This window comes from Shewanella sp. SM21 (assembly GCF_025654335.1).
Taxonomy (GTDB): domain Bacteria; phylum Pseudomonadota; class Gammaproteobacteria; order Enterobacterales; family Shewanellaceae; genus Shewanella; species Shewanella oncorhynchi.
The window spans coordinates 135,525-159,107 of sequence record NZ_JAKKRL010000005.1 but is presented as its reverse complement, the minus strand read 5'-3'; the positions used below and the strand labels follow the sequence as shown (position 1 = coordinate 159,107).

General features: G+C 38.3%; 26 protein-coding genes. 25 read left to right on the top strand and 1 reads right to left on the bottom strand.

Translation table 11 applies throughout. The annotated features are described in order from the left end of the window. The first annotated feature begins 23 nt into the window (after window positions 1–23). The 4 genes from L5L94_RS08400 (at window position 24) to L5L94_RS08385 (ending at window position 5,414) form a co-directional block, all read left to right on the top strand. Window positions 24–1,472, top strand: coding sequence for a WH2 domain-containing protein (locus L5L94_RS08400; RefSeq protein WP_263162490.1), 1,449 nt, complete (start codon window positions 24–26; stop codon window positions 1,470–1,472). 517 nt (window positions 1,473–1,989) lie between these two features. Continuing rightward, window positions 1,990–2,541, top strand: a complete 552-nt coding sequence (locus tag L5L94_RS08395; RefSeq protein WP_173497857.1) for a transcriptional regulator — start codon at window positions 1,990–1,992, stop codon at window positions 2,539–2,541. Window positions 2,542–2,937: 396 nt separating this feature from the next. After that, window positions 2,938–4,314, top strand: coding sequence for a hypothetical protein (locus L5L94_RS08390; protein ID WP_168826327.1), 1,377 nt, complete (start codon window positions 2,938–2,940; stop codon window positions 4,312–4,314). Between the two features lie 233 nt (window positions 4,315–4,547). Beyond that, window positions 4,548–5,414 carry a hypothetical protein gene (locus L5L94_RS08385; protein ID WP_168826328.1) on the top strand — a complete coding sequence of 289 codons (867 nt, stop codon included), beginning with the start codon at window positions 4,548–4,550 and terminating at the stop codon, window positions 5,412–5,414. Window positions 5,415–5,654: 240 nt separating this feature from the next. On the opposite strand, the gene L5L94_RS08380 is transcribed toward L5L94_RS08385, so the two are convergent. After that, the gene (locus L5L94_RS08380) at window positions 5,655–6,749 is read right to left on the bottom strand and encodes a YopT-type cysteine protease domain-containing protein (protein WP_173497859.1); all 1,095 of its coding nucleotides are present in this window, start codon (window positions 6,747–6,749) and stop codon (window positions 5,655–5,657) included. A 565-nt stretch (window positions 6,750–7,314) separates the two neighbouring features. Between L5L94_RS08380 and L5L94_RS08375 the strand changes: the two genes are divergently transcribed. The 21 genes from L5L94_RS08375 to L5L94_RS08275 all read left to right on the top strand — a co-directional run bounded on the left by L5L94_RS08375 (window position 7,315) and on the right by L5L94_RS08275 (window position 23,131). Continuing rightward, window positions 7,315–7,593, top strand: coding sequence for a hypothetical protein (locus L5L94_RS08375; protein WP_014620520.1), 279 nt, complete (start codon window positions 7,315–7,317; stop codon window positions 7,591–7,593). Between the two features lie 43 nt (window positions 7,594–7,636). Then, on the top strand, window positions 7,637–8,332 hold the full coding sequence (locus L5L94_RS08370; RefSeq protein WP_168826332.1) for an EscR/YscR/HrcR family type III secretion system export apparatus protein: 696 nt from the start codon (window positions 7,637–7,639) through the stop codon (window positions 8,330–8,332). A gap of 7 nt (window positions 8,333–8,339) precedes the next feature. Beyond that, entirely contained in the window at window positions 8,340–9,017 is a 678-nt protein-coding gene (locus L5L94_RS08365; RefSeq protein ID WP_263162485.1) for a type III secretion system apparatus protein VscT2, read from the top strand. Further along, window positions 9,010–9,297 (top strand): hypothetical protein, encoded by a 288-nt coding sequence (locus L5L94_RS08360; protein ID WP_173248293.1) that lies wholly within the window; start codon window positions 9,010–9,012, stop codon window positions 9,295–9,297. The genes L5L94_RS08365 and L5L94_RS08360 overlap by 8 nt, the downstream gene beginning before the upstream one ends. Beyond that, complete coding sequence (locus L5L94_RS08355) at window positions 9,287–10,750, top strand: secretin N-terminal domain-containing protein (protein WP_168826338.1); 1,464 nt, start codon at window positions 9,287–9,289, stop codon at window positions 10,748–10,750. Before L5L94_RS08360 ends, L5L94_RS08355 begins: the two co-directional genes overlap by 11 nt. 2 nt (window positions 10,751–10,752) lie before the next feature. Further along, on the top strand, window positions 10,753–12,015 hold the full coding sequence (gene vscN2 / locus L5L94_RS08350) for a type III secretion system ATPase VscN2 (protein WP_263162481.1): 1,263 nt from the start codon (window positions 10,753–10,755) through the stop codon (window positions 12,013–12,015). Then, window positions 11,969–12,364, top strand: coding sequence for a hypothetical protein (locus L5L94_RS08345; RefSeq protein ID WP_173497860.1), 396 nt, complete (start codon window positions 11,969–11,971; stop codon window positions 12,362–12,364). Before vscN2 ends, L5L94_RS08345 begins: the two co-directional genes overlap by 47 nt. 4 nt (window positions 12,365–12,368) lie before the next feature. Then, on the top strand, window positions 12,369–14,021 hold the full coding sequence (locus L5L94_RS08340; protein ID WP_263162477.1) for a hypothetical protein: 1,653 nt from the start codon (window positions 12,369–12,371) through the stop codon (window positions 14,019–14,021). Beyond that, the gene (locus L5L94_RS08335) at window positions 14,008–14,241 is read left to right on the top strand and encodes a flagellar biosynthetic protein FliQ (protein ID WP_173248286.1); all 234 of its coding nucleotides are present in this window, start codon (window positions 14,008–14,010) and stop codon (window positions 14,239–14,241) included. Before L5L94_RS08340 ends, L5L94_RS08335 begins: the two co-directional genes overlap by 14 nt. A 40-nt stretch (window positions 14,242–14,281) precedes the next feature. Next, entirely contained in the window at window positions 14,282–14,656 is a 375-nt protein-coding gene (locus tag L5L94_RS08330; RefSeq protein ID WP_173248284.1) for a hypothetical protein, read from the top strand. Between the two features lie 541 nt (window positions 14,657–15,197). Next, a complete protein-coding gene (gene sctI, locus L5L94_RS08325; protein ID WP_263162474.1) occupies window positions 15,198–15,476 on the top strand; it encodes a type III secretion system inner rod subunit SctI in 279 nt (92 codons plus the stop codon). After that, window positions 15,476–16,021, top strand: a complete 546-nt coding sequence (locus tag L5L94_RS08320) for a type III secretion protein (protein WP_173248282.1) — start codon at window positions 15,476–15,478, stop codon at window positions 16,019–16,021. Before sctI ends, L5L94_RS08320 begins: the two co-directional genes overlap by 1 nt. Continuing rightward, window positions 16,008–16,499: a regulator gene (locus L5L94_RS08315; RefSeq protein WP_263162472.1), complete on the top strand. Its 492-nt coding sequence runs from the start codon at window positions 16,008–16,010 to the stop codon at window positions 16,497–16,499. Before L5L94_RS08320 ends, L5L94_RS08315 begins: the two co-directional genes overlap by 14 nt. 29 nt (window positions 16,500–16,528) lie before the next feature. Next, complete coding sequence (locus L5L94_RS08310; RefSeq protein ID WP_173248278.1) at window positions 16,529–17,017, top strand: tetratricopeptide repeat protein; 489 nt, start codon at window positions 16,529–16,531, stop codon at window positions 17,015–17,017. 168 nt (window positions 17,018–17,185) lie between these two features. Continuing rightward, on the top strand, window positions 17,186–18,373 hold the full coding sequence (locus L5L94_RS08305; protein ID WP_173248276.1) for a hypothetical protein: 1,188 nt from the start codon (window positions 17,186–17,188) through the stop codon (window positions 18,371–18,373). Window positions 18,374–18,393: 20 nt separating this feature from the next. Continuing rightward, window positions 18,394–19,566 (top strand): hypothetical protein, encoded by a 1,173-nt coding sequence (locus L5L94_RS08300; RefSeq protein WP_173248274.1) that lies wholly within the window; start codon window positions 18,394–18,396, stop codon window positions 19,564–19,566. Between the two features lie 156 nt (window positions 19,567–19,722). After that, the gene (locus L5L94_RS08295; RefSeq protein ID WP_173248272.1) at window positions 19,723–20,766 is read left to right on the top strand and encodes a VspD; all 1,044 of its coding nucleotides are present in this window, start codon (window positions 19,723–19,725) and stop codon (window positions 20,764–20,766) included. Between the two features lie 14 nt (window positions 20,767–20,780). Further along, window positions 20,781–21,587 (top strand): type III secretion system protein, encoded by an 807-nt coding sequence (locus L5L94_RS08290; protein WP_173248270.1) that lies wholly within the window; start codon window positions 20,781–20,783, stop codon window positions 21,585–21,587. Between the two features lie 38 nt (window positions 21,588–21,625). Further along, entirely contained in the window at window positions 21,626–22,132 is a 507-nt protein-coding gene (locus L5L94_RS08285) for a hypothetical protein (RefSeq protein WP_028759493.1), read from the top strand. A gap of 7 nt (window positions 22,133–22,139) precedes the next feature. Then, window positions 22,140–22,559, top strand: a complete 420-nt coding sequence (locus L5L94_RS08280; protein WP_049821674.1) for a hypothetical protein — start codon at window positions 22,140–22,142, stop codon at window positions 22,557–22,559. A gap of 5 nt (window positions 22,560–22,564) precedes the next feature. After that, on the top strand, window positions 22,565–23,131 hold the full coding sequence (locus L5L94_RS08275) for a hypothetical protein (protein ID WP_173497862.1): 567 nt from the start codon (window positions 22,565–22,567) through the stop codon (window positions 23,129–23,131). The last annotated feature ends 452 nt before the right edge of the window (window positions 23,132–23,583 follow it).

The window sequence follows — 23,583 nt, the reverse complement described above, 5'->3', positions numbered from 1 at the left end:
GCCTATGACCAGAGGAGTACCGGATGCCAATTTCCAATCACATCATCAATCCACCTTCATCAGATATCAAGAGTGAGGGCGTCAGTAACGCCGCAACTGATAAACTCGAGATTAAGCAGGTGAGTAATAGGCCTAGTATAAAAAAGCGTTTTTTATCGCTGTTTCAATCTATCCGTCTTAAATCTCGCTCGAAGAATGGCAAAGAAAAGTCAGTTGCGAATAAACCGCTTCAGTTAGCCAAACCAGCCCAAGTTGCCAAAATGGCAGTTACAGCGCCGAAGCAAAATGCGGATTCTAGACTGTCATTAATGCAAGCGATTCGTGATGGCGTTGAGTTGCGATCGGTAACGGCAGATCAGAAAGCGCGACCTGTGACGCCCAATGCCGATACTTCATTTTTACAAGAAGTATTGAAAAAAATGCAAGACGCTCGGATGGTTTTATCCAGCCAAAGTACTGCACCATCCACAGTGCAAGGAGATATTCAGCCTCCTGTCGCATTAACTATGGCAAGTGGTACATTGCCACCGCCACCGCCACCTTTGCCGCCACCGGCTCCGATCCTGCCAGTAGGTGCGATGGCAAGTGACGTGGTTGCGCCGTCAGGTGGAGGAAAGGACGCTTTGCTAAATGCAATTACAGGTTTCAATAAAAACAACCTTAAAAAAGCAGTTACTGGAATCAAAAATGACGATGTTCAGGCACCTGCAACAAAAAATGAGCCCATGGATGAACTCTACTCTGATGAATTACTTAAAACAGCGCCCAATATGAATCAAGCTAATAGAGAGTTGCTCTGCCAACAAATTAGTGATTATGTTGTCAATGCTATGGAGGTTAATTGGGAAGGCATTTTACTCGATCAATATGGGCAGTATGAGGATATTGATGCGTTAGAGGCGGCAATGAACGGGCAGTCTAAATCGATTTCAAGTTATTGGGCCGAAGTGAAACGTTTTCCTGATCTATGGAAGCGAGCCGATGTTGTGTCTGATCAGCCTTTCCAGACGCAGCGTAAAGGTGTTGCCACTGAAACGATGAGTCGCCTCGATTCAGGAAAAACACGGCTTTTCCGCTCGGATAGTAGCCGTGGCGCCATTGAGATGAAAAAAGGGGAAGCCATTTTAGATGGGGCTCGTCGCACAGCCAATCAACTGACGACAAATGAAGAAAAATTGAATTTACTAGGTAGCAATTACCGTCAGTCAGCACTCAAAGTTCTTACAGAAATGCCTTTTATGGAAGGATTCGCTACTAAGAATGGTAAAGATGCGCAGGCAAAATTGGAAAAGCAATTCATGGAAAACATCCATGGAGCCGACAGTCTTAAAGCAGATATATCAAGATTTCTATCGATTCATATGAAAACTGGATTTGAAGACTTTACCTTTTTAGGACAGGAGGCTTTGGTCAAAAAACAGAGTGAGTTAATAAAAACATTACAATTAAAACTGGGTTATTCTAACAGTTAAGCTAAAAATAGTAAGTCGGGTCTAAGTAGATATTTTGGGCCTGGCTTATGACTTAATGTATATAGATTTGTAAACATAAACATATGTGTACACATTAATAAATTAAGTTTCAACACTAAACTTTCCTAAAGGTAAATTTTTAATTTAAAATAATTAAGGTGAGTATAATAAAGTGTGTCATATTTTAAAGTATGAATATTTAGGTTTTTGTTAGTTATATTCTCTGGGGTTCCCGTAGTTCCTTATCACCTTCTAAGCATATCAGCACAATGTACTGTAATCTTAATAATTAGTATTTACATTCGGCAGCTTGATACATTTGGTTTCGTTTGTTTTTCCATTGTTTTCAAAGCTGCAAAAGGTCCGCACCTTGTTTTTTGAGTGTGTTTTTTTCGATTTTTTTCTGGTTAATTCATCTTTTTTTGGCGATTTTTTATTACTTTATTCTGAAAAAAAGACCACAATGTAACTCTGAGTTAATTTTGTGATGAACGAGTAATTCTTAGGAGGAATAGCAATGGCAAGAAACTATGCGTTAGGAAATCAGATGGTTTTTGATGTGCTTAAAAGACAGGTTAGCACTGAGGATAATGTAGTTAGCATAGGTGGACGTGAGGCTGTAATATTAAAACTACTATGTGATCATGTAAATGAAGTTGTAGGTAAGGAGTATATACAAGAAAAAGTTTGGGGTAAGGTTTTCGTGAGTGAAACATCATTGACCAAAGCCATTTCTAATTTAAGAAAATCTCTTGCGCAATTTGATAACTTAGCGTGCGAAATAAAAACCATTTCTAAAGAAGGTTATATACTGATTCTGGATGAAAGTGTTTCAGGCGTTTTAATTGAAGAGGAATATCCGATTTTTGAGATAAAGAATATTAAGCAGAGTCGTAAAGAATCCTTAAGTAATATCAATGTTTCTCCATATTCAATCGAACGAAATTTATCAATTCGTACTGACATACCAATGAGAAATATATATTTTTTATTGGTATGTTTTTTCTCTGCTCTTCTTGCATCTATGTTAACAGTAGGAGCAATAGTCGTTTTCAATAAGTTTTTTTAAAATTATATTTCACGTAAATTTAAACTTATGCGTGCCAAGATTCATATTGGTTGACTTTTGTTTTTTAAAATAATAGTTGATTCAATCTAAAAGATTTTTAGTGTAATTTTTCACGTTCAAATTCAACCTTGAAACGAAATGAAATCATACGCAAGATTGTCTTAAATATTCTACTAGTATTCTATAATTTATGGGCTTCTCTACAGAGATTTGAGCCAAGGATAAGGCTTTTTTTGCTCCTTTAAAGTCACTTTTACATCTTGGTATAAGCGCGACTGTTGGTTGTTATACATGTCGTTCGGTGATAGTTATTTTTTACGGATTTTTTCATAAGTAATCTGGTGATATTGATGTGCAGGATGATGGATAATTAAAGCTCAACCTCTAGGAGATATTATGCTTTCATTAAACAAACTAGCTGCATGCGGACAGACTGAAACATCTGAAATCATGGATAAAAAAAATATTGATTTAGATGTCAAAAAAATTTCCCACATTGAGAATAAAGATCCCATTGTTTCTTTAAGTAAATTGTTGAGTCCAAAACCTTACCAAAAAGTAAAAGTAGAACTAAAAAGCGGCAGTGAAATTTTTTCTTCTTTAATTAAAAATAAATTAATAAATGGTAAAAGTACTGCTTCTGAACGGGCTCTCGATGCAATGGCATCTAGTTTAACTAATATTCTTAATACGGCAACAGATGATGTAGATCTAAGTGGGAAGAAGGTATATGTGAAAAACTTTCTTCAATGCGATCAAAGTAAGCCTGTCAAAGTGACATCTGATCAATTTACACTAGTGCATAAAGCAGAGATCTTTTCACGGTTATCAGTATGTTTTGATGGGTTTATGAATTCTAATCAAAGTGAGTTATCTGAACGTTTGAACACAATCAGAGACAAATTATCAAAAAATGAAAAATTGAATGAAAGTGAAGAGAAACACTTATTTGAAAAATTAACTAAAGATGCATTGAAGGACACTCAAGGTAATAACCTTTATACAAACAAACTCTTGAAACCAGAAAATTTAGTGTTAGAGTTTCCTGGTGATGCTGCGGTTGTTAAAAATGAAACTGAAGCAAGAAATAATAAGATATTAGTTGAGAATTTTGGCTTTCCTAGCAGCCTTTTAGATAGACCAAGCGCTAAGCTCCATGAAACCTATGCATTAAACGCATTTATGAGTGAAAAAGGTGAGCCAGTTGATTTAGGTCAGCTTTTTGGTGGTGCCTTGCAAGGTATTATGCGGGACCCTGTCGATTCCAGTAAAAGTAAAAGTGGCTTATTTAATGAGGGGATTTTAGCTTCTGGGGGGTTACATTTTGATTTTAAGCCTAACGAAAAAGTGTATCAAAATAATATCGATACGTTAGGCCAAGATATACTTGATTTAGCTGTAAACCTCAATATGGATAATTTCAGCCGTCCTGATATGGAGGGTTTCACTGCAGGTGTATCTGGAAATGCTCTGCATTATACCATTCAGACAGCTAAACTCTGTCGTGCCACCAATGCTACATTTAATTTCGAACAAGTGCTTGATGTATGCTTAGACCACTTAGTTGGTGATAGCGTAAAGCAGCCTGTGCATCATAGTTTACCTGAAGTGATACAGGGGGCATATATAGCCAATATGCTAATAAATAAAGGTGTATTGGATAAAAATGATAAAATTATGAAGCATGATGAAATGTATAGTAGTTTAAAGAGTGCCATTTCTGATGCAGATAAAAAAATCACAGACTTGATGGCAACGACTTATCGTAGGTAATGAGTTTGTCTCTGGCATTAATTGATATCACAATGTCTCAGTGTTAATAAAAAACCACTTTTAAAAGTGGTTTTTTATTGCAGATGTTATTTAAGATGTGGTTAATGTTTTTATATTTATAAACTAAAGCCATTTGTAGTATGAGAATAATATTAATGTATATTTTGCATAGTCATTGATTGCATTCTTCGTGGAAGATGGTGTGCTTTTCATCAACAAATTTAGAGGTGTATATGTCACTTATTATAATTCCTTCCCTTCGAGAAAAGCTTGGGTTAAATATATCATCGAGTGAATTAAAAAAGTTGGATGTAAAAAGTGTTCGTAATGTGGATATTTTACGCTTAAAGCAAACTTTGATAAGGAGCCTGAATATACAAAAAAGGGAAGTAATAGCCACATTTTTAGCTAAGCTAGCTACACCACAAAAACTACTACTACCAAGACCAAGGTTGAAGCCACAACTGCAGCATGAAGTTCTGCCATTGCATCTAGCACTGTCAAGTCATGTTGACTCAATAAACATCCGTCATCCAGAAACAATATCTCAATTAAAAGAGGAGGCTAAGGCGGGAAAATATGAAAAATTTGAGGGGACAAATCGAGAAGTATTTATCGATAAAAAAACAGGGAGAGGGTATAAGATCTTTAAACAAGATAGTACGTGGGGAGCGTTAACTAATGCCGACTTAAGAGTAAATGATGTATATCGTAATCATAATTTCTATGATGGTAAGTATGCAATTTTTGCGAACAATGACCTTATTACTATGAGGGATGATAGAGTATGTGGCTCTCCACGAGTAAGAGTGTTTACTTTTCAAAAAATACCAGGTGCAAAGCATCTAGATAATCATGAAAAAATTCCATATTCAGTGCTGGTTATGATGGAACAAGCAGGTTTTAGACCTTTTGATGTAAAGCCTGATAATTTTATGAAAGTCAAAAATTCACATGGAAGATATGACTATCTGCCTATTGATGCAAAACAGATAGGATTAACGAGGAGCAATAGCGAACGCTCTAGGGAGGTTCGTGAGTTTAAGCAACAACATGGTCCTTATTATTATGGTCAACGTTATGTTGATTATAATAAATAAAACTCATTAATTTGAATAGTCATTGGGTATTGGTTAGTGTTAAACGGCTGGACAAAAATGGTCGGGAAGTGAATGGTTACTCAATATCCTCACTATAAAGCTGCGAGCAACCAATTGAAGTGAAAAAGGCTAGGTTAATATTTCTCCATTAAGAGTTGCAGATAGTGGAGGTCGCAATGACGACCTCCTTCTTTGAAAAGTGGATTTTACTGGGAAATCAGAGAAATTTTCGGAGCTATGCTAATTATTTTCTTCAACTGCAGTTAATATTAAGTCTTGATCCAGCTTTAAGTCTGTATATATTCTGGTCGATGAAGTCAGAATAAATGACTTCATTTTTTCTGACGTTGAAAAAGAAAACTCTCCAAGATTAGGATCGAAATATTTGTACTGTTTCGCTTGGTCGTCGATAAATGCTGCGACTTCATGTCCATAACCTTTATTTTTGGGAGAAAGACCCAATAAATGGAAACCTGCCTTTTTTATATTAAGGTTTGTTTCATTTTCCGAGACAGCTAACCCACTAGATTGCAAATATGATGCTACTTCTTTGTTTATTTTTAGGTTAACAACTTCTTCTAAACCCTCTTTTGTGTCCATATCATTAAAAAAGTGAACACCCTGATGTTTGTCAGCACACCATTTTATGGCGAGCGTTGAACATAGCCCATCTTTACCTACTTGAATATTCTTCAGTATGCTCGATTGATCCCAAGTGACATCAAGACATCCACCGAAATAATTGGCAAGCAGTTGTTGATTTTGTGGTAATGAAAAAAGTATCGAGAGAATTTTTTTAGTCGCGTTAGGTTTTAAAGCTTCATCAAGTTGACCACGATTTTCATATTTTTTGAAAATGCCATCAACCACACTATTATCTGAGAAGCTTGCTCTTATGAATTCAAATAATTCTCGATAATTGCTAGGGAGAGTGGTCAGCTTAACCCCTACGAGCTGGAAATCTCTAATGATAGCAGATTGGCCAATCGTTTTATCATTAGTCTTATGAATGATGCTTGCAAGCCGTTTATCTTTATTGAATGCTTTTAATACACTTTTCGTTAATCCTTTAGTACTAAGTGTTGATACTTCATTTTTTATTTCTTCTCGTTTTACATCAAAAATTCGACCATATTTTGCATCACTAATTTTATCCTTCAATATTATAACTTTTTCCCGTTTAACAGGCTTTTTTGTTACTAATAATGTTTTGTCTAACCGAGAAATGTCGACTTTATTAATGCTTTTCACATCTATATTTTCAAGATTACTCAATTCGATCGATGAAACACTTAATCCAAGATTAGATCGTATTGAAATTGGAACAAGAGACATAGACACCTAAAATTTTAATTGCAATATTTATAGTGAATATTAGTATATTTAGTTAGATATAATTGTAAGATTGTTTATGAAATATTAAGGCAAAGGTTACCATGCAAGTCTTATGAGTTTAAATTGTCGATTCAACATATAAATGACTATAAGTCATGCAGCTTGATTTAACTTAAATGTATGGGAAGAGATAATATCTATGCAGAATGTTCGGCGCGGCCTACAGCTTAAAGGTTCAGAAGATACAGGTCATTGTGATTTACGGTAATTTGATTTTTTAAAAAACCATATTAATCAGTGGTTTTTGGCCGTGTTCAACAGACGCGCAAAGCGCCAAGGATAAATTAATACATTAGCTGATTGTGCTTTTAATGAGCTTTTTCCGTGTTTTATCAGAAGTTTTCACTGGCTTGGCCTGGCGCAGATGGCTTATATTTTGCGCATTCTAGAGCTATCTAGAAGTTTGTGCATGTGTGCATGTATGTAAAATTAAGTAGGCATGTTAAGTATAAGTAGGCATGTTAAGCATTAGAAATAAACGTATGAATAACTAGGGATGTATTAAATGGCTCAACAATTATCAACTGGGTATATAAGTGGTGTTTTTGGCGGTTTAGTTAATAATGCCGACGATAAGGTCAGTACATTCATTACCGATCATACTGGAAGTGTTGATAAAGATGGAAAGTTTACACCAGATAAAGATGGTACACTTATTTTGAGTGCATCTGATTCTTTATCGCTACAACAGTTAATGGCAGATCAAAGCATTACCGCTCAAACCTCAACAACTACATTAAAATCAATTAAAGACTCTATTTCTGCAGCGGCAAGAAACATTTAACTTTAATTTTATAATGCATTATGGGCAATAGAGAGTGCTATAGATGTTGCAATTATTGAATCCAGATAATGCATTTTCAGGAGCAAATTTAATTTTGCTCCTGACTCTGATCTTGTTGTCTACCGTCTTTTTTATCTGTTTCTCTGGATATGTTAAATATAATATTGTACTTAACATCATTAAAAATGCGGTGGGTACACAACAAATTCCACCTACAATAGTAGTGAATTTACTTGCGGCATTAATGGCGCTTAATAGTATTTGGCCTGATATAAAACCCGGATTAGAGAGGGTTAAGCCATATTTTATTGAGCAGATTAATGGAGGAATAGACCCTGACGTCTTGCAATCATCCTCCCTATTTGAGGATAAAAAGCCAGAACAAGTGACTATGTATTATCTGGTCAGCAATGTATTTGAGTTTTTCCCTGAACTGTTGGCGAGGGCGCAGCGTAAAACTAATGAACTAACTGGCATTATTGACATTCCACTTAATTTTGACTCAGGGAGTGATACACTAAAATATTTTCTTGGTAATCTGATTTTAGATTTGTATCAAGGTTTCGAGTTTGGCCTAAAGCTATACATGATATTTGTGAGTATTGATTTTCTAATTGCCGTGATTCTCAGTGGTGTAGGTATGACTATGTTATCACCGACGGTAATATCGACACCTGTAAAACTCGCAGTATTTTATTTTTCTGATAGTTGGACTATTTTATTTAGAGCGCTCCAGTGATATGGACATGCTTTTATTTCCTAACTGGCTGTTATTTGCAGGATTATTTTTATTTTTAAAAATTTATAATCCAACACGTCTTTATCTTGATAATTCGACGGCACTTGCTATTGCTATTGGACTTGCAATTGTTATAGATTCTAGTGATTTAGGAAATATTCCAACTCCTTTTTGGGTATTAAGCGTTATTATTTTTGCTATGTTTTCATCTGTACCTTATTGGCTCAGTGGTATGGTTGGCAGTGTTATACAACAGTTATTATTGCTTAACGAACAGTCTGTACAAGATAAACGTTTTACTGATGAGTCTGAAGCGCTATCTAAGATTAGCTCTTTGATGTTTTTGATGTATGCCTTGGACTCTGGTGTGGTTTTTAGACCTTTGCTGGCGGTGATCTCAGAGAATATTGAACAAGGTGCTAATGTTGGTTTTGATACTTTGTATTTTTACATCACTGATAGCTTAACTATGATGGCTATGGTGACTGGTAAATACATGGTTCTGTTGTTGTGTATTACTATTTGTTGTGGCTATGTTGACCTTTTTTTCAAAAAAGCTTCTTTATCTATTAGTACAACAGCAGATATTAAAGCTATCACCATGATTATTATTCTTAACCTATGGCTGTTACAAGATCAGTTTTATGTTTTTAAACAAATAATGAAAAAGGCAGGGTATGAGTAACATTAATTTATTGAATGTCACATTGAATAGTCAGCAAATTAAAACCACTTCAGAAAAGGATGCCCTTCAGTTTGAGTCAGAACTCAAAGCTGCTGGTGAAGTACATTTAAGTGAACAATTTTCCGATAGCCAAGTAAAAGTACACGCTAGTAAGCAAAATGATTATGTTACTGAAGAAGAGTTTACGATGAAAATAGTAGAGCAGGCCATTATTAATCAAAGTATCAGACAAATGAAAGTTAGTCAGGAACGTATGAAGGAGATACTTGATGAAGTCTAGAATCTTACTTATTTTCCTTTTGTTTACGGCATTTACTTGTCAGGCAAAGGTATTTATCAAGCAGTCTGATATCGATTTGAAAGGCGCCTTGGCGGCAATAGCCAAGGATATGCAGCTAAAGTTAGTTGATGATATTGAAGAAAAAAAGGCTAAACAGCCTATTACTCAAACACTCTCTGGTGACGGTCTCGATTTGTTGGACCAGCTTTCTGATGTTTATGATTTTGATTGGTATGTATATGGCGGGACACTAACGGTTCACTCTGGTCAGGCTTATATAAATCATGCATTTAAACCCAGAAATATTACGCCAGCTAGCCTGCTTAAAGAATTAAAGAGTACGTTCAGAGCCAATAATACGACGAAAATTGAACTCGTGGGCAGTGGCAACTCTATCTTTATTTCAGGAACACGTAAGTTTGTTAATGACGTTGTTGTCTACTCTAATATGATTGATAAAAATCAGTTTTTAGAGAATGGTAATAATTTGGAATTGGCACGGATCGAGTTTGATTATATATCTGTTATGGATCGCCAAATTGATTCATATGACGGTAATGTTATTTTTCCTGGTGCGCAGTCTTTAATCTCATCGGCAATTGAGAAAATTGGTCAGTTTGAGAATATTAGCGATGGAGAAATGGTTAAGCGCGCTTATAAACTAAAACTTAACCAAAATGATAAACAACAGCTTGAAGAGGATGAGTTTACCTCTAAAGTCCAGGTATTACCTGGAAGTAATGCATTGCTAGTTCGTGGTACCCCTGAGGAGATCCAGTTAGCTAAGCGTATTGCCACTCTTATTGATGTTAAACGGCAGCAGTTGCTATTTTTCCTTCGGGTTTATGATGTTTCGGTAGAACGAACTGAAGCACTAGGTGTTAATAGTTCATGGTTGAATGGCAGTCGAGGTCTGTACGATATTATCGTTCCACCCTTTACGGATACAGTAGATTTTTTCAAAAATTTTCAAGCTTTGTATACTAATAATATGGCTAGAGGAGTATATGAAACTAATCTCTTAGTCTTAGAGAACCAGCAAGGGCATTTTGGTAAAAAAGAAACGGCTACAGTTGTACTTATATCTGATAAGCAAGTATCAACTCAAAAAATTGAGGCCGAAAATAGTTTGTATGTCACTGGCCGTTTATTGCCATCAGGAAAAGTGCAGGCGAAATTTAGCTATATAGAAGAGTCACTGAGTGATGATAAGACAGAAGGCGGAGCGACTCAGGCGCCTAGAGTTAACTCTCAATCTTTGACATCAGAAGTCTATATTGAACCAGGGCAGACCGTTATTCTTGGAGGATTTGACAATACAGTGACTGATAGTGTCGAGAGTGGTGTCCCTATCCTTTCAAGTATTCCTTGGTTAGGTGAATTATTTAAGAGTAAGAAGGAAACTAAACGTAAATATAAACGTTACGTATCAGTGTCATTTAAGGTTATCTAGTCATGATCAAACATTTTTTTAAGGTTAAAGAATCTTATCAAGATACAGTGATTTGTCATGTCAGTATAAATACTTTTGTGGGGCAGGAGTGCTTCATTATCACAGTCGCTAATGAGCGCATTCGTGGTGAGATAATGAAAATTACTGGTAAAAGAGTAGAAATTAAGTTGCTTCAGCCAGGGGCTATTCAACGGGGAAGTAAAGTTGAAATTACCCCACGGCGCTTCTGTTTCCCGCTGAATGAAACCGCTCTTATTGGTAAGGTCATTAATTGCTATGGCGAGTCATTGTATGGTGAACAATATTTGGCCGGTGAGGGTGATTACTATGATTTACCCATTATCGATAAGCCTATACCGCTTAATATTCGCGCACCAATCGACACTGTCTTTCCAACAAAAATTAAAATTATTGATGGCTTATTCACCATTGGAGTAGGGCAGCGTTTGGGCCTATTTGCCCCCGCAGGTGCTGGCAAAACTACTACGGTTTCGATCATGGCAAATAACATGGATGCCGATGTGGTGATTTTCGCCATGATTGGTGAGCGTGCAAGGGAGGTGGTTGAGTTTTTGGAGGGGGAGATTGGTCCTGCTGTGATTCAAAAATCGATCACTATAGTGTCTACATCCGAAGCAAATCCGTTGGAGAAAGTGAGATCGGGTTTAGTCGCTGTATCTATTGCTCGGCATTACATGGCTCAGGGCAAGAAAGTGGTGCTCTATTTCGATTCATTGACACGTTTTGCACGTGCACAAGCCATGTTAGATGGTACTCCCATCGAGGGCGGAATTCCGATCGGAGTCTCTTTGGCACTGTCACGACTGGTAGAGAATTGTGGTAACTCTATTCATGGCTCTGTGACTGGAATTTTTACGGTATTGATTGAAAAAGAAATTGATGAAGATCCTATTGCACATGAAGTTAAGTCACTGATTGATGGACATTTGGTCTACTCAACGACAATTGCTTCTACTGGCCGTTATCCTGCTATTGATGTACTAAAGAGTAAGAGCCGTCTACAAAATAAAGTTCAGGATCCTCAATATGTAAGTCTTTCTGAAAAGTTCAAAGATATGGTGTATCGCTATTTTAATGTTGAATTGTTAATCCGAGTCGGTGAGTACGAGAAAGGTAACGATTTGGCGACCGACGAAGCGATAGAGCGCTTCCCATATATCATGGAGTTTTTGAAGCAAGGTTACGACGGGGTCGAATATGAAGAAACCCTCCAAGCAATGGATCGAATTTGGTCAACTTATTGATGTAGTTGACATCAGAATTGGCAAGCAACAACGTAAATTAGCCAAACTAAATTTGAAGCATCAAGAGCTATTGGATTCGATAGAGGCCTCATGGGCATTAATCGCCAATGAGCAACAAAAGTTAAAAAGTCTAGTCGTTAAAGACGAATTAAATGGGCTTTCTCGTTTGTTTCAGCGAAGAGAAAGCGTTAAGTCTCATATCGAGTCTTTATTCTTCGATGCGTCTGTGACCCAGCAAAATGCTAATGAATTAGCAGCCGAGATTGCCCTTGTTATCGCTGAAAAGCGAAGGCAAGAAAAACGAAAGGACGCTTTAGCTGAGATCCAAGAACAGTTAAGAGATGAGTGACAAAATGACAAAGATGGATAGACTTGCCCCAGTTGCCCAAATAGCCTGTTTGAGCCCAGTAGAGAGCGAATTTGAACAGCTTTTGAATCTATCAAAACGGCAGGCTTCTTCTCATGATACATCAACATTTGATGGTGAAAAGGAGGCCATTAAAAGCCATGAGGCTGAGCAAGAAGAGGGTTTTATTTGGGGGCATGTTGTACCTGTCACGGCTTATGTACCACTTCGGCAGCATATATTTTCGGCGAGTAAAGCTATCAGAATCCATTCGTCTGATGCAGTTAGTGGCAGTCGGCTTAAACTCGAGACCAGTGAACCATTGGCAAATGTGGCTAATTTGCAGCGGCCTAGACGTGCAATACCAGTAGCGAATCATGTTCAATCTCAGTTAAAAGTGAGCAACACTGATGAGGTTGCGATGAATACCCAGGTGTCATCTTCAACGGTGCCAGTCAGCAAGTCTTTGAACACAGCTCAGTCAACAGTAGGTGCGGATAAGATTACGCTCCCTCTGAGGGCAAAGTCTGAACTTTCTCAGCCATTACTCAAGTCGTCACTAATAAAGCAACCTACTACGGCAATGGGGTTTGAGTCAGTAGCGAATGCTCAAGTGTCAACGACGCTGGTTGGCAAATCCTTGATAGTAGGGCAACCAGTTGTGAATTCAGAACAGGCTACGCGCTCACAGACGCGATTACCTCAATCTATTGCGGCAGTGCCTCAACCGACTCAGTCGTCACCAATTAAGTCGCCACTAATAAGTCAGCCGCCCGCTGTTATCGGACGAGAGTCTGGAGCAAATGCTCAAGTGTCAACGACGCTGGTTGGTAAATCCTTGATAGTAGGGCAACCAGTTGTGAATTCAGAACAGGCTACACGCTCACTGACGACACCACCCCAGTCTATGGCGGCAGTGCTTCAACCCACTCAGTCGTCACCAATTAAGTCGCCACTAATAAGTCAGCCGTCCGCTGTTATCGGACGAGAGTCTGGAGCGAATGCTCAAGTGTCAACGACGCTGGTTGGCAAATCCTTGATAGTAGAGCAACCAGTTGTGAATTCAGAACAGGCTACGCGCTCACTGACGACACCACCCCAGTCTATGGCGGCAGTGCCTCAACCTACTCAGTCGTCACCAATTAAATCACCACCAATAAGTCGGTTGGCGGCTATGGAGGGGGAGTCTGGAGTGAATCTTCAAAAGCAATCAGAATTAACAGTTGCTCACTCTAATGTACCTGTTTTGACTCGAGTACAGCGAGAATCGAATGCTAATAAAGGCTTATCCGCCGGAGAGAAGAAAGAAGACCCGGTTATTAAAGCTTTTGTACCAGTTCATTCAAATTTAGAAGTAAAGGAGGGAGGTCAGCACATAAATAAGGTTTTTATTGAGGAAAAATCTTCAGTTTTAGTAACTCAGATGGAATTACCAAGTCTAGGTTCTAAACTTGTGGCGATTGGAGCTGTGAGTGCAGGCATGACTGTCCAACCTGTATTGTCTTCGTTGATGCTGCATTACCAAATCGCACCCGAGTATTTTACCCAATATGCGCAATTGAACACCTATCGAGTATTTTTTCGCAATAAGTACTACGTATTCCAGTTTGAGGATAACAAAGTGACTAACTTTCTTGAGGATTATTATGACCGTCATTGATGTCACAGCGGCATGCTTAGACATTCTCAAGAGTGCGATTATTATTTTTTCGCTTAGTTTTGTCGTCACGGGAGTTATTGTCGGTCTGTTGCAAACTGTGTTTAGTGTGCAAGATCCAGGCTTACCTATGGCGGCTAAATTAGTTGTATTTATCGTTTTACTTACACAAGTTGGCGGTGGGATTTATGATCAATTCCATCTGCTTTTTGGGCAACTCTAACATTGAATAGTTAAATATTAACTTTTAAACGGAAGGTATTATGAAAAAACTCAGAGAAATTGTTTATAAAACACTCGTAGATGATTTTAATGTGTCACCAAGCTTATTATCTCGCATCGAGGGTGATGATCCTATCGCAATCGAATTGAATGGCGGAGAAGAGATATTTGTTTATATAAATGATAGAACATTGCAAACTTTTATTGAAATCCCCTTGCGTGATCAACGCATGCTTAAAAATAAAGCACCTAAAATAATAGAGAGTCTCATGTCTGATGAAGACGTTTTTTTCAATATAAAGAAAGAGAAATTAACAGTAGTGACAGAGTTTTCCGCAGATATCGCTAATGTAGAACGAGTGTTGGCCGGTAAGCTGAAACTGTTCAATAACATGGTTGCATATATCAAAGTCTAGCCAGTAATTTACATCATTATTCAGGAATGAAATTTCTGCAGTTGATGATTCAAGAGGAATGATTTAGTTAATTTTAATGTTCTTTCATTATTATCTGTTCATCAACTGTCTCCAGTATATCCGACTAAGCTGGCTCCATAATGCACTGAAAAAGTGGCTATTGATTCTAAATCCAATGCAACGCGTGTTCGTCATGTGACTAATGGTGTCATCTATAGCCCTTTTAGCAATCAATTGTCTACCCGATAAAGTATTAAGAATATTTATGTTGTAGGCCATAGCGAAGCTGTTCGACTACAAATGACTTACTTAGAGAAGGAAAGGTGTTGAAGTTTTGGGTAAAGCGTAAAACTGAAGCCGATAAATACTTTCCTAAAGCGCATATATTTGGATATGACGGGTTAGGAGTTTAACTAATAACTCGGGGGCTATTAATTAACTCATTGTATTAAAAAGTTATTTTTAAACTCGTGTTTTTTCACTTTGATTCCAGTTTGTTCATTTGCTTGCTAACGATAGCAGCGGTTAAATATCAAACATTGTGAAGCGTATTGATTTAAAGAGTTGTTTAGAAATGGTAGATCTTAATGTACAAGCGATACAACCTTCTGTATTTGAAGATACCTTTAATAATATTGGTGAAGGTTTTCAAGAGATTATGAATAATTTACAGAAGATAAATGATGGCAAAACGATTACCTTGCAGGATACGTTGGCCTTACAACAATCGGTATTTCATTACAGCATGTATCAGGAAACAGTAACTAAAATTGCTTCGAAGTCTGCCACTGCAATAAATGATGTCATGAAGGCCCAGTGATGAAAAAACTGTACTGGATAGTTTTTCTTGTACTCTTTGGATGTAATGATCAGGGCCGAGTAGAAGTTGCCAATTTTGATTCCGCTGATGCAGCTAATAAAGTGGTTGTTCTGCTGGCCCGATATCAGGTTTCCGCTTCTTTATCTATTAGTAAGGATCGTCATCTTGTCTATGTTGATAAAGATCACTTAGCTCAGGCGAGAGAAGTGTTAACAAAATTCAATTTCTATTTTGAACGAGAAGATCTAAATGATCTGCTTGAGTCAAAATTTGCTAGCTTGAGTAAGTTAGAGATAGTGAAGGGAAACTTGCTTGAGAGCCGCGAAATATATAACAAAATTAGTGTTATTCCCAATGTGCTACGGAGCAGTGTTATCGTCACTGGGGAAAAAAATAAGCGAGTCTCGGTTATTATTTTTAGCTTTGATGAAATCGAACGTGAAAATAAGTTGAATATTGAGCGTTTTTTGAAAGGCTTAGTTTCAGAGTTGGATACATTAACTGTCAGTTATTTTTTTCAGAATACGGGTAATGAAAAAGTATAAAAAACTTCATCAAACATACTTACATTATTTACTGGTCAATCGGCGACTTTCCCCGGATCAATATAGTGTGCTTACATCACTAACCGAGAGTGAGGTACAGGTATGGTTTACACCTAGACGTTCAAAAATTACTGCTTTAGTGAAAGTATTGGGTAGCGTAGTCATATACCAAGCTCGCAAAGGTGACGCGAGTGATCGCTCTTGGCTGCTGAGCAAGCAATATCTCAATCAAAGTCAATATCTCTGGTCAAGTACACTAGGAATTAAACTCGATTCTAATGTGTCAAAAAATATGTGCACCCAAAAACTTGGAGTAGCATTATTGGCTATTCACAATCCACGTCATGCCATCATTTGGGCTTTAAGACTAGGTATATCACTGCCAGAATCCATATTAGCAGTAAAATCTTCAACTAGACTTGATGCCTTTATCTTACAAGTCGCCAAGGATACAGATATCGAACTCAGCGGCGGGTAAAATAACCGTTAAAATTGGATTGAATTTATATGAAAAAAAATACAATACGCCCAGGTGAAACCTGTGATGACTTTTTTGAGCTATTGAGTGGCACAGTCATTGAAAAAGATATTGCAGCTATGCGTAAGTCGCAGAAAATCACAATAACTCAACTAAAATCAATTTATGAATTAGGGGTTAAGTTTTATACTGACTTCCAATTTAAGGAAGCTGAGATTGTTTTTTCTGCCTATGTTGGTTTAAATCCGTATGATCATCGAGGCCCAGGATGTCTAGCTGCCATTTTTTTGGAAAAAGGGCAATTTAAAAAAGCTTTGGAAGTGCTAAACATATTAAAGACTTTCCCGACAAATGATCTAGATGAAACTATTCTCAACATTTCTTTGTGTCATTATAAGTTAAATGAATATACCGAGGCTAGTGTTACCTGGCTTATTGTAAAAGAAGATAATTTAAATGATTTCTATCTGCAACGATATCATTATCTTAAGTCGCAGCTGAGCCCGTATTTACCTTAATTATAGATAGTATTGCAGAGTCAATATGAAACAACCATTTGAATCTAAGTTTTTTCTTGAGATATAAGCCAATTTCATGACTCACACATTTAGCTGTTCTGTGTGAGTGCATTCCCAACCTGTACCATCAAGAGGATACAGGATTCTTAAATTGTAGAGACTCTATAAATGATAGTGAATAATGCACGAGTGTTATCAGATGCGCTAAATTTTGAACAAAAAAGTTCATCTTTGACTGATGCCGATAAAAAAAATCTAAATGATATAGAAAAGTTAGTTAAGTCTGCCTCCCAGCAAGAAGAAAAAACAAATAAAGCTCTGCCATTTACTAAGAGTGAGCCATCTCCATTTCAGACGCTTGCTACTTTTGCTGCCCATCAGAAAGAAGTTGTACGCTCAATGGTTGGCCTGAGCTCTGAAAGCGCGATCGCCTCTGCTTTGGCGGGAAGCATTGAAGCTTATGGTAAACAATTAGCACATATACAAGGTTGGACAACTGGTGGTCTGCCGATGTTCGAAAGTGCAATGAGAGAAATGTTCGAAGGTTTTCTGAAAGATGGTATCACAGGTAATGAAATTGAAGATTTATTTCAGCTAGCCATTATGGATTACATTTCACACTCAGCTGACTTTCCAGATCTCACGCCACAGATGATGGAAGACATGATGCATTTTTTAGAGAGCACGGGTTCTGGTTCACATGGATATCATGAGGGCTGGAATGGACAGAAATTCGCAGATAAAAGTACAGCTATCTTTGACTTTATGTTGAAAAATGCTCCGAAAGACAGCCTGTGTAATGAAGTACTGACATTTTTAAAAGATAAACAAGGCGCACCATCTGCATTAGTCGACCATTTTAAAAATAATTTTGAAAATAAATATTCGTTTATTGGTGATGCTGGATATCCAAGTGATGCAGGTGTCTCGCCTATGTTACGTATGGCACTAATGGCTGCCTATTTAAATAAGTATCCTGACGTAACGCAAGATACGATAAATTTATTTCTCACTGGGTCAGTGGGTGAGTTGAATGACTTTATTAAAAATAATACACCGGGCGGAAGTTATACATCTGCTATGGATTTTCTCTTTAAAAATGATGGTCACGGGGAAGATAGCGGTTGGCGTGAAGTCACTCAAAATGGGCATAAGGTGATTGATTGGGAGGGGGTTGGATTGGATTCCGGTTATTTTAAAGATATGTATACCGACTTTCCACCACGCGAGTTAACCGATGAAGATATTAAAGAAATTAACCGTATCGGCGATCAAGTGAAAATGATCCAGCAGACCCTTAAGTACTGGATTCAGATCTGCCGGGATGAACTCATGGCATTCGCTAGAAATATCTAACAATCAACAGGGAGTTTGCTATGAGTATTAATGGTGTTTCTGGTCTTCAGCCCCAGTGGACATTGCCGTCTACAACCGAAAATGCACCACTTAAAACTATGCAGCCTGTCGCGAATGAATCTAAGTTGGCGATTGCTGACCGTGCGCTCGCCTCACTCGATGTCGAAACGGGGGATGTAACAACGCTATTAATGGTTGCGGCGCAGCAGAAACAAGTGGTGATGGCTATGGCGGGTCAACATTCCGAGGCCGTTATTGCTTCGGCTCTTGCGACGAGTATTGAGGGCTATGGAAGTCAATTAGACATCGTTAATAAGTGGACCAGTGGTGGAAAACCTGCATTCGAGGCCGCCATTATGCAGATGTTTACTGCTATGAAAGAGGGCGGGATTAACGGAATTGAGTACGAGAACATGTTCCAGCTGGTGCTGCTCGATGTGTTGAGTAATAGTAAAGAGTACGGTTTAGAAGACGCTAACTTCTTGAAAGAATTGGGGACTCTACTGGAAAAAACTGGTAGTGGCAGTCATACCAATTGGGATTTTACCCCTGAGCAATTGGGGGCGAAGGTCAATAATGTTTGGAGTACTCTGAATAGTGCGATTCAGGGGGGGAAAATTCCAACGGATAGCATTGCTTACCAAGCTATGTCAGCTATGAGTGGCGGCAATATCTCATCGACGACGCCCACAGAGTTATCGAGTCGCTTTACCTCGTCTGTGTATAACGATCCCAATGCCGGTGGCTGGATCACCAGCGGCCTTAACGATATTAGCCCTATGGCAAGAATTGTGTTGCTGAGCGCGTTAAACGGTGATCAAACAGTATCGGCAGCCGAGGTCGAGACCATTCTCACTGGCAGTAAAGCAGAGGTTGATGGACTACTCACTAAATTAGCCAATATGGATGCGATGGCGTACTTGTTCAGTGCTAAGTGTCCTGGTTGGCAGAATTCGTCGGACACAAATAAGCCTTTACCACCTGGAGTGACTCAGGCCTTCGATTATGACGGAACGATTCAGGCTCAATATTTAACAGATCTTTATAAAAACTTCTCGCCTAGACAGCTTACTGATGAAGATATTAAAGAAATTAACCGTATCGGCGATCAAGTCAAGATGCTGCAGCAGACCCTTAAGTATTGGATTCAGGTCTGCCGTGATGAGCAAATGGCATTCGCAAGGAACATCTAAAGAGTCGTGTTTGTATTAAGTACAAAATAGAAGGGCATGGTAGCACTGGGAACATGCCGCTCGCATCGCGAGAATTTAGATGTGCAAGCTCACTTCAGTAACTCTGATAGTGAGTGCGCATCTATTCCCAGTATCGTCACATGAAAGGAAATAACTATGAGTACATTCATGATTACCGTCGCTGCGCCAAGCATTATTGGTACAGTCGATGAACAGAGCCAGAGTGTTCAGCGCCAAAACACTGCTGCGACAGAATCGGCTAAGCCGAATCAACCCTTACCAGGCAATACGATTGGAGTGTCCGATAGTCAGCTCTGGCGCATGGTGCAAGAGAGTATGAAACTGGCCGCTGAAGCGTTTTCTGGTACCGGTAAAGAAAACTCTGAAGCGAAAAAAACACTGATAGATATTCAAAAAAATACTCAGATCGATGCGCTTAAAGAGCGTATGGCGCAGATTGAAGAACAGAAGCAAGCCCAAAAGAGCCAAGGCATTTGGGGCAAGATTGCTATGGGATTAGGTTTTCTTGCGGCAATTATAATGGCGCCATTCAATCCTGTTATGGCTGCAGTGATGATTGGTTTCATGATTGCTTCGATCGTGTTGCCTAAAATTGTCGATAAGATTATGGAAGCCGCAGGTGTCTCTGAAGAGATCAGGGGCTATGTATCAATGGGATTAGAGATTGCTATTGGCATTATCAGTATGGTGGTCAGTTTCAATCCTGGGAACATGATGGCGACTGCGGGTAAGGCTGTTGCGAGTGGGGCTGCGAAAGTCGCAACTATGGTTGATAAGGCTGTCGACGCAGTTAAAACGTTGAAGTCATTCAGCACTATATCGACAAAAATTCAGGGTATGGTCAACAAAGTTATGAAGTTGATTGAGCCTTTACTCGATAAGATTAAGTCATTTGCAAGTGGTGGTGAAAAGCTGACCTCAAAGATTGCTCAAGCAAGTTCGGTTACTTCAAATGCAACTTCAGTCGTGAGTAGCGGTTACGCGATTAAGTCTGCCGACATTACAAAAGATCTTGAGATTGCTAAAGCAAACCAAGAGGAGTTGGAAACACGTATCCAGCAAATCTTGACCATGCTTAATCAGGCGTTGCGTGCGGTAAGCCATGCTTTTGAATCACTTTTTAAAGTTAATAGTGATCAGCGCGAATACAACGACAAGATTATTTCAATCAATATGTAAGAGGAAGTTAATTTATGAATTTAGTACAAATGAGTGCACTGTCACTACCATCGACAAAATCTGAAGAGACTTCTTCTGTTAATAATCTCAAGCCGATAGATCAAAAAGCATGGGGCAGTTATGAAAACTCATTGAAAGAGGCCAACAAAGGCTCGGTTTCAATGGCTGATTTACTGGCACTTTTAGCACAAATTATTGAGTCGTCTCAACAGGTTCGCGCTCAAGTGATGAAGAATCGCATTGGTGAAGCTGTTGCTACGTCAGAGTTGGCGACTATGCTCGCGCAAGATAAATCTCAAGATGCCAAATTACGCTTCGGTATTACCTTAGCGTCATCTGTGGTTAACATGGGAATGACAACTGCAGCAACTGTTCGAATTGGCCAAACTAAAACGCTGAAGGATAAACACTTATCCAAAATGGGCGACCGAGGGGCTGCGGATACAGGAGGAGTCAAGTTATTAAAAACGACGGATCTTGAGTCTGGTAAAGTCACTAATGTTGATAAGTCTCCTAAAGTCTCAGATCTAACAGCAAAAGAGCTTAATCAATACAGTGCTAATCTTCAGCAGCAGCGTACTGCCAAGTACAACTCTGTCACTCAAATGGGTGGAATGGCTGATGGTATGGTTGGCAATGCAAACGAAATTCAAAATGCTGAACAGGTGAAAGTACAAGAAGAGACTCAAGCGAGCAAAGACTTGAAAGAGAAGTTTGATGCTCAGCTTGATCAATATATTCAAGATCTGACTGCTGAAGCGGTGAAGTTAAATGAGATCCTTGAAGCTGTAGCGAAAGCGAGTTTAGTGACTAACCGATAATACGGAGCAGAGCGAGCCTAAGCTCGCTCTGATTAACTATGCTTCGACCCGTTTCTTTTGCCGTGACACAACGCACCGAAAAAATTTCGGATATTAACCGAACTCAAAAGGCTGGTGACCACCGCCAGCCTCGCCGAGTAAAAGATATAAAGCAAGTCGACAAGCGAACTAAAAAATATCCTCGTCTGTTCCGGGTTAAACGTAAAAATTTAACATTGGATCAGCAAAGGCAATTTGCTCGACAGCTTAATAGCTATCAGCTCAAGGCGTTACGCGATTGGCAAGGTTTCTCTGATAATTTACTTGATGTTAAATCATTAAATGATGCTCAACTTTGGATATTACATGCGGCAGAGCACTGTGAGCACTTATATCCATTAACGTTAAGAAAACAGCTTAAAAAATATATTGCAGATGTTAAGTCTTCCGCAGGGGATATGGATGCTAATAGCAAAACAGTGCAGCAACTTGTCGCTTATGAACATAATTTAGATGGTTTACTGTCATTATTGGCTTTATGTCGCCGTTACTATATTCAAGAGTAAAGTATAAATGCCTACAAATAATCGCCATGTTCGTATCTCGCATTGTCACTTAAAGGGCAAAACACTTGATCCTTATCAGTTATTAAAGGCTAAGTCAGAACGGCTTAGTTGGAATAGATTATCTGATGTGGAGATATATGCCGATAAACAAGCGGTAATCGAATGGTTTGCTATGTTGCGCGATTATTCTGAAACAACAGTTAAAGCGATTGTGGTAGAAGGGATACTAGATAGTCAATTTCATAAAATTACCTTTATTTTAACATTAGTACAAAGTGTTGATTTTGAAGAGGTGACTTCGAAAGATGCTTATCAACAGCTTTATGACTTTGTTTGCAAAACACCTGCTGGAATACGTGATTGGATCGATGATATAGATTTTAAAATGAGTATGGATGTATTAGCACTGTTATCTAGGAATCGGTGAAATATATGAAACAAGAGCGCGTCACTCTCATGCCAAAATATGAGATGAAACCAGCAATGTACCGAGCAGTTAATCAGATTGCTGGGACAACTTTTAATAATCAAGAGATTAGAGTTGATGTGGGGGCTGTATGTCATCGATTTCAGCAGCAGGATTTCATATTACTCAGCTTAAAGCATGTTGGTATCGAGGCTGAACTATATGTTTCTTTATGCGAAGCAGGCAGGTTGCTCGGTTTGGATGTGAACCATCTCGAACAGGATTACTTATCCTATGTAATCACTCAAGTCTTAAGCCAGTATGGATTAGCGTTTAAATCATATCCTGAGATGGATATAGATGAGTTGCCTCTGTTAATGAGTTGCAAACTTATTATAGGAGATTTCAACATATCTGCATTGTTAAAAGTGGATACACTCATTATTGATGCTAACTATTTGAAAACTAGTTTATCTTCATTACCGAAAACGTTAGTTCTGATGGCATCTTGTACTATGTTTAAAACTAGTCTTAGTGTTGAAGAAATATTGTCGTTAACTAATAATGACCTTGTATTGGTTTGTCCAAAGTAAATGAAAACTAGAACGTGTGACTACATTCAACAATTTTTACAGCGCCTCGAAAAAAATGAGGGTGTTATTTTTAGAGATTACCCAGACAATCTATTGCTGCCAGTTTTTCCTTTTTTTCAGTTAATACATCTCGTTAACTTGGAGGCCGTTATTGATCTTATTTTACAATTTGAAATGGCCTCAAAAGGTGTATTTATTCGTGTTGATGGATTTCTTACTCTCACAATAGCTGAGCAAGATTATTCCGAAGATAATGTGAGACGGTTAAGCATTAATTTATTTGAAAAGATGAGATTTTAATATGGCACTTAATCCAGCGTTGACTCGTAGTACTTCTATGCCAGAGTTATCACGTTTAGACTGTGAGGCTCTACCTAGGAATATAGCACGATCTACCTCTTTATTGGACGTTAGAGCTCCAACACTTAGATCTGCGGAACCTCAAATTCCAG